This is a genomic window from Methylocystis sp. H62 (assembly GCF_015709515.1).
Taxonomy (GTDB): Bacteria; Pseudomonadota; Alphaproteobacteria; order Rhizobiales; family Beijerinckiaceae; genus Methylocystis.
This window is the reverse complement of the sequence record NZ_JADNQZ010000050.1, coordinates 149,705-156,439: the sequence shown is the minus strand read 5'-3', so window position 1 is coordinate 156,439 and position 6,735 is coordinate 149,705. Positions and strand designations below refer to the sequence as shown.

The following is a 6,735-nucleotide window of genomic DNA, read 5'->3' as shown; positions in this document are numbered from 1 at the left end:
AAGCCCTGCGGCGCAAAGGACGGATCCGCCGACTGCGGCGCGTAATAATAGACAGGCTGCTGCTGCGGCTGCGGGCCGGCCTCGAAGGGCAGGAAGCGCTGGGCAAGGCCGCCCACCACATTGCCAACCGTCTGACCGGCGCCGGCGTTGCCGAAGCGTCCGCCGATCCAGTTGCCAACCCGGCCTCCGACCGCGCCGAGCGCATCGCCGATGAAGCCCTGCGGCGCAAAGGACGGATCCGCCGACTGCGGCGCGTAATAATAGACAGGCTGCTGCTGCGGGCCGGCGTCGAACGGCAGGAAGCGCTGGGCGAGACCGCCCACAGTGCCGCCGATCGTCTGACCGAGCCCGGCGTTGCCGAAGCGGCCGCCGATGAAGCCGCCGAGCGGCGCGCCGATGGCGCCGAGCGCGTCGCCGACAAAGCCCTGCGGCGCAAAGGACGGATCCGCCGACTGCGGCGCGTAATAATAGACAGGCTGCTGCTGCGGCTGCGGGCCGGCCTCGAAGGGCAGGAAGCGCTGGGCAAGGCCGCCCACCACATTGCCAACCGTCTGACCGGCGCCGGCGTTGCCGAAGCGTCCGCCGATCCAGTTGCCAACCCGGCCTCCGACCGCGCCGAGCGCATCGCCGATGAAGCCCTGCGGCGCAAAGGACGGATCCGCCGACTGCGGCGCGTAATAATAGACAGGCTGCTGCTGCGGGCCGGCGTCGAACGGCAGGAAGCGCTGGGCGAGACCGCCCACAGTGCCGCCGATCGTCTGACCGAGCCCGGCGTTGCCGAAGCGGCCGCCGATGAAGCCGCCGAGCGGCGCGCCGATGGCGCCGAGCGCGTCGCCGACAAAGCCCTGCGGCGCGAAACCAGGCGCTGCCGTTTGCGGGACATAATAAGTTCCAGCATAGGCCTGCGGGCCGGCGTCGAACGGCAGCAAGCCGCCGAGCACGCCGCCCGCGACGTTGCCGATCTGCCGACCGAGATTCTGGTTGCCGAAGGCGCGGCCAATCGCGCCGCCGCCAAGACCGCCGAGCGCGCTGCCCAGCGCGCCGCCTAAGAAGCCTTGCGGCGCAAACATCTGATCCATGGTCACGCCCATTGGCGCGACCGACGGCGTTGCTCCATTGTAAGCGACTTGCATATCTCAACCTCCCAAAGGGTCAAAGAAATCTGCGCCGCTCAAACGCATTCGCATTTGCTCATCGACGCAGAGCAAACGATAGGTCCTTTGGGAAACCCGATATATGGATCGTTGGGCACAGTTGAGGGTACATGCGCGGCAGACGCCTTGGCGCGCTTATCGATCACATCGAAACATGTGATCGATAGGGAATCGCTCAACATCAAAATATTGGAGCGGGTTTCATCGAAAAAGCCTTTCAACTTTTTCGGAGCTGCCCTAGCGCCAACAAATCAATGCAGCGCGGCGTCGTCGAACAAGTGCCACAGGGATTTTTGCAGCTTACGGCTCGTAATATGCGCGCCGGCGGGGCGACGCTCAAGAACGAGTTTCTTGTCGTGAAAATCTTCCATGCCAACGCGATGGCCGACGCTGATCACCGTCGCGCCGGCGAGATCTTCATTGAACAGGCGCAACATCGACACCTGACTCTCTTCGTCAAGCGCCGACGTCGCTTCATCCATGATGATAATCTGCGGCCTTTGCAGCAAGAGCCGAACAAAAGCCGTTCGCTGCCGCTCGCCGCCGGAAAGCGATTGGTCCCAGCGCTGCTCTTCGTCAAGATGTTTGACGAGATAACCCAGGCCGCATCGCCGCATCGCGCCTCCGATCATATCGTCGGTGATTTCCTTGTCGGAAATTGAATAGAGCATCGCCTGACGAAGCGTGCCCAACGGGATGTACGGCTTCTGCGGCACAAAGGCGATGTGAGCGTCTGTCGGCAAGAGGATGCGCCCCGAACCCCACGGCCACAATCCGGCGAGGGCGCGAATAAGCGTGCTCTTTCCCGTGCCGCTCGGCCCCGCCACGAGCAGCTTTTCGCCAGCGGGAATGACAACGTTCGCGCCAGCAATCACAATTCGACCGTTGCGATGCGCGACCGCGAGATCCTCTATGTGAATCGTGCCGTCGTCGCTAACGCCGAAATCGATAAACTCCTTCTCCTCCATGATGACGCCGATATCGAGACTCTCAAGCTCTTCGACAAGTTCGTCGACCCGGTTGGCTGAGGCCATCCACTCCGCGACGCGCACCGAATTGTCGATGAACCAATTGAAGGCGATCTGCACCGAGATGAAGGCGGCGGTCAGCTGCATGACCATTCCCAGCGTCAGAGCGCCCGAGAGATATTTGGGCGCGACGAGCACGAGCGGAATCAGCGGCACCAGCGCGCCATTGGCGCTCTGCACGGTGGCGATCACCCCGTTGCGATGGATCTGGCGTATCCAGGCGGCGACGACGCGTCGATAGTTCTGCAGAACAGAGCTCAATTCGTCGGCGTCGCCTCGTATGAGCGCAATGCTTTCCGCGTTCTCCTTCAGCCGTGTGAGTTCGGCGAGGAACCGCGCTTCAGCCTCGTTCTTCTGCGCAACGGCCGGAACGAGCGGACGTCCGGCGAAGTAGGCGAGGCCGCCGGCGATCGTCGCATAGATCACCGCGGCGAAGCCGAGATATCCCGGCAACACGAGGCGCGCGCCGAACAGATCAAGCTCCAGGGCGCCGCCAACGTTCCACAGAACTCCGACGAAGGCCAACGCCGTCGCCAGCGCGGTCAAAAAGCCGACGGCGAATTCGACCAGCGGATCGATGGCGAGTTGCACGTCCTTGGCGATTCGGTATTCCGGCGAGGTCTGCTCGGCTGCGGCGATCTCGAGACGGTAGTAGCGCTGGTCCTCGAGCCACCAGCCCGCGAGTCTTTCAGTGAGCCATTCTCGCCAGCGCATCTGCAACGTCATACGCGCGACAAGCGTTCCGCTAATGGCGAGGCCGCTGAATGCGACGAGGGCGGGCAACAGGATCGTCGCCCAACTCAGCGCTTCGACATGCTTGCTTTCGAGCGCGTCGAAAAACGTCCGGTTCCATTCGTTGATGCTGAGCTGCGCCCCAAGCTGCAGCGCGATGCACAGGGCGACCAGCCCCGTCAGAATCCAAGCCCGTCGGCTGGTCTCGCCGGCCCAGAATCCCAGGGCAAGCGCGCAGAATTCCCGCCAACGCGCTCGCGCATGCCGAGTCGCCTCTGCAGCGCCATTTGGCGCTATAACTTGACTATTCACGGTCGAAGCGCCCCCCGCTCGAGCGCCCCGAAATCGATGAAAGGCTCTTCTCGAGCGACTCAGCGGGACCTCGCCCTAATGCGAGGGTTTTATATGGCGCGCGGAAACAGCCAGACTACAGCTTTGAAGCGGCCTTTTCGTGGAATGAAACGCCGCTAAAGGGGATCGCCGCGGCTCGAGACGCGCTATGCCGCGCGGGACGCCTTGCGCTCGAAGAACAGCGCCTGGCTGATCGTCGCCTTGACCGTGTCGACCTTGTAGGGCTTGCTGATGAGAAACGCCGGCTCGGGCCGCTCGCCGGTCAGCAGGCGTTCGGGAAATGCCGTTATGAAAATCACTGGCGCGTCGAAACTTTCGAGCATTTCGTTGACGGCGTTCAGACCGGAGCTGCCGTCGGCAAGTTGAATGTCCGCGAGAATGAGCCCTGGCCGCTTGCGCGCCGCGAGCTCCAGGGCCTCCTGATGGGTGCGGGCGACGCCGATGATGCGATGGCCCAGATCGCGCGCGATGAACTCGATGTCCTGCGCAATGAGCGATTCATCCTCGATGATGAGCACGTCCGTCGCGACGCGTTCGGCGATTTCCCGGCCGGCCTCCGTTACGAGCGCTTCGACCTCTTCTTCGGTCGCGCCCAGGATGGCGGCGGCGTCAGCGACCGAAAACCCTTCGACCGTGCGCAGCAAAAAGGCCTGTCGCGAGCGCGGCGTCAGCAAGCTGATATTCCGCTGTGCTGCGGATATCTCGTCATCGGGCGCTGCTTCGGTGTTCAGCCGGATCGACGACCACGACGTCATGAAGAGGTGGTAAAGACCGACTTTGGGCGACATATTCGATGGAAACGCATCCGGATCCACCACCAGCGCCTCGAGCGTGGCGACAACGTAAGCGTCGCCGCTCTTTTGCGAGCCGCAAAGCGCCCTCGCAAACCGGCGGAGGTAAGGCAGGTGCACCGCAATTTCTCGGGAGAGATTCATAGTTTCATCCTATGCCGCCCAGCGCCCAAGTCAATTCAAGCGCCCGCTGATATGTCACAGTGTTCCTTGCTTGCAATGGCGGAACAATTAGTGTTCTTACGCGTTCCATCAAGGGAGGTCGTCGCTCGGCCGCCCCGGGTAGAGGCGGCCAGTCTCGGGGCGAACTCGGGGTCGAGAATGAGCCAACGCGAAAATCCTCACGACAACGATGGCCCCTCCCGCGACGCGGAACCGAACTTGAACAATAAGACTGGTGGTCGGGAGGAGGCTGATGCTGACGGCTTCCAGGATGCTGACGGGGCACAAGCGGATGGCGTTGCGCTGGACCCGAAGGTTCAAGCTCAGCTCGGGCGGGTATTTCGCGCCTATTGCGACGATCTGATCCACCAACCGATTCCAGACAAATTCACTGTGCTGCTGGCCAAGCTGGAAGCCAAACAGCGCGAAAAGAAATGAGCGACGAGGCTTTCGGAGATCAGATGGTGGCGCAGATGCCCTATCTGCGCGCCTTCGCCATTTCGCTTTGCGGATCGCATAGCCTCGCCGACGACCTGGTCCAGGACACGCTGGTCAAAGCCTGGTCGCACGCCGACTCCTTTCAGAGAAACACCAATCTGCGCGCCTGGCTCGTCACCATTCTGCGCAATACCTATTTTTCGAGCTACCGGAAACGCTCGCGCGAAGTGCAGGACAGCGATAATCTCCTGGCCCAGCAAATCCCCGTGAAAGGCGGACAGGAGTCGGCGCTCACCCTTACGGATGTTCAGGCGGCGCTGGATAAGCTTGCCCCCGAACACAAGGAAATTCTGCTGCTGATCGGGATCACCGAACTCTCCTACGACGAAGCGGCGGAGATCTGCGGCGTGGCCATTGGCACGGTCAAGAGCCGGTTGAATCGTGCGCGCGCGAAACTTGCGGAGCATCTGGGCCTGCTCAACACGAGCGACATCGACACCGATCCCACCGTATCGGACCTCGCCGCGCGCCGACCTTCCCGCGCGGTTTGACAGGCCAAGCCTTCACATGGGATGCGCGACCAAGATTCCGCGCTATCTGACGGTTACGCCCGGCAGGGTCCCGAAAATTTTGGCAGCGTAATGACGGAAGGCCATAACGGTCGATCAGCCCGGCGGTCGCCGCCCGTGTCGGCGACGGCCAAACCATACCCGCGGGCGCCGGGGGTCGCCGCGGCGCGGGCTGCGCTGGCGTTCCTGCTGGCGATGACGTCCGCCGCCCGCGCCGCGGAAGGCGCGGCCAACATGATCGAGGTCTGGCGCCTGATCGTTGGCGCGCTCACGCTCGCGCTGGTGACGACGATCTCCGTGATTTTTTTACTGGTGAGGCAGCGCCGGGAGACGCAAAGGGCGCAACATGAACTCGCCGAATTGAGCCTGGCCGTGGAGGCGCGCGGGACCGCGCATTGGAGCGACACCGGCGTTCCTGAGGTCGATGCGATCGCGCATAGCATTCAGGACATGGACGAGCGCCTGCGCGAAAAGCGCAAGAGGCTGTCCGAGCTAAACGATCTACTGATGAAAAGCTCGACGATCGTCAGTCGCGCCGGGGCGAATCTGCAACTGCGCGCGCTGCTTGACGCCGTGCCGGTCGGAATCATCATCGCCGAAGCCCCGAGCGGACGAATCGTCGAGGGCAATCACGTCATCGAAGCGATCCTGCGTCGCCCTGTTCGCTACTCGGAAAGCACCCAGGCCTATTCCAAATGGAACGCCATTCATCAGGACGGCCACCCGGTCGCGAATGAGGAATACCCGCTCGCGCGCGCCCTTGCTGGGGAGAACCATCCGCAGCTCGAGTGCAAGATCGAGCGCGGCGACGGCGCCTACATCTGGATCAACATCGTCGGCGCGCCGATCCGCGACGACAAGGGGGCGGTTATCGGCGCGATCGTCGCCATTACCGACGTCGACGAGATCAAAAACGCGGAGATGCACAATCAGATGATGAACCGCGAGCTGCATCACCGGGTGAATAATTCGCTCGCGATGATCCAGGGGATCGCCAATATTACCGCGCGCACGGCGCAGGACTTTTCAAGCTTTCAGCAAGGCTTCTCGCACCGCGTCCAGTGTCTGAGCCGCATCTCCACGCTGCTCGTGCAGACCTCTTGGGAACGAACGCCGCTCAGAGACCTGCTCATGATCGCGCTGTCTTGTGGCGGCCACGACTACGCCGAGCGCATCTCACTGTCGGGCGAAGACTTGGAATTGCGCTCCGCGGTCGCCTCCGCCTTGGGTCTGACCATCAACGAACTGCTTGCCAACGCCGAGCAGCACGGAGCGCTCTCCGACGACGACGGTCGGATCGCGATCAGCTGGCGCATCGATCGCGAAGAGGATCGTCCGCGTCTCATCTTGAATTGGACGGAGACGGGGGGCCCGAAGGTCGAACACCCGGAGCAAACCGGAGTCGGGCATTTCCTGATCACCAATGTGCTCGCGCGCCAGATGGGCGGAGACGTCAGGCTCTCGTATCGCGCCGAAGGCCTGCAAGCCGAATTATCCGCTGAAATTTAAA

6 protein-coding genes are annotated in these 6,735 nt (G+C 62.6%); 3 read left to right on the top strand and 3 right to left on the bottom strand.

The window, feature by feature from the left end:
• From IYY11_RS08645 to IYY11_RS08635, 3 genes are all read right to left on the bottom strand, one after another.
• The coding region (locus IYY11_RS08645; RefSeq protein ID WP_196403491.1) for a hypothetical protein at positions 1-1,133 on the bottom strand (1,133 nt) is incomplete at its 3' end.
• Between the two features lie 272 nt (positions 1,134-1,405).
• On the bottom strand, positions 1,406-3,226 hold the full coding sequence (locus IYY11_RS08640) for an ABC transporter ATP-binding protein/permease (RefSeq protein ID WP_196403490.1): 1,821 nt from the start codon (positions 3,224-3,226) through the stop codon (positions 1,406-1,408).
• Positions 3,227-3,411: 185 nt separating this feature from the next.
• Entirely contained in the window at positions 3,412-4,200 is a 789-nt protein-coding gene (locus tag IYY11_RS08635; RefSeq protein ID WP_196403489.1) for a response regulator, read from the bottom strand.
• 237 nt (positions 4,201-4,437) lie between these two features.
• Between IYY11_RS08635 and IYY11_RS22970 the strand changes: the two genes are divergently transcribed.
• The 3 genes from IYY11_RS22970 to IYY11_RS08620 all read left to right on the top strand — a co-directional run bounded on the left by IYY11_RS22970 (position 4,438) and on the right by IYY11_RS08620 (position 6,734).
• The gene (locus IYY11_RS22970) at positions 4,438-4,656 is read left to right on the top strand and encodes a NepR family anti-sigma factor (RefSeq protein ID WP_246719778.1); all 219 of its coding nucleotides are present in this window, start codon (positions 4,438-4,440) and stop codon (positions 4,654-4,656) included.
• On the top strand, positions 4,653-5,207 hold the full coding sequence (locus IYY11_RS08625; RefSeq protein ID WP_196403487.1) for a sigma-70 family RNA polymerase sigma factor: 555 nt from the start codon (positions 4,653-4,655) through the stop codon (positions 5,205-5,207). Before IYY11_RS22970 ends, IYY11_RS08625 begins: the two co-directional genes overlap by 4 nt.
• 90 nt (positions 5,208-5,297) lie before the next feature.
• The gene (locus IYY11_RS08620; RefSeq protein ID WP_246719776.1) at positions 5,298-6,734 is read left to right on the top strand and encodes an HWE histidine kinase domain-containing protein; all 1,437 of its coding nucleotides are present in this window, start codon (positions 5,298-5,300) and stop codon (positions 6,732-6,734) included.
• Position 6,735: the final 1 nt, after the last annotated feature.

Coding starts and splice junctions, on each gene's coding strand:
- IYY11_RS08635 (WP_196403489.1), bottom strand. CDS start 4,200: ATGAATCTCTCCCGAGAAATTGCGGTGCACCTGCCTTACCTCCGCCGG.
- IYY11_RS08625 (WP_196403487.1), top strand. CDS start 4,653: ATGAGCGACGAGGCTTTCGGAGATCAGATGGTGGCGCAGATGCCCTAT.
- IYY11_RS08620 (WP_246719776.1), top strand. CDS start 5,298: ATGACGGAAGGCCATAACGGTCGATCAGCCCGGCGGTCGCCGCCCGTG.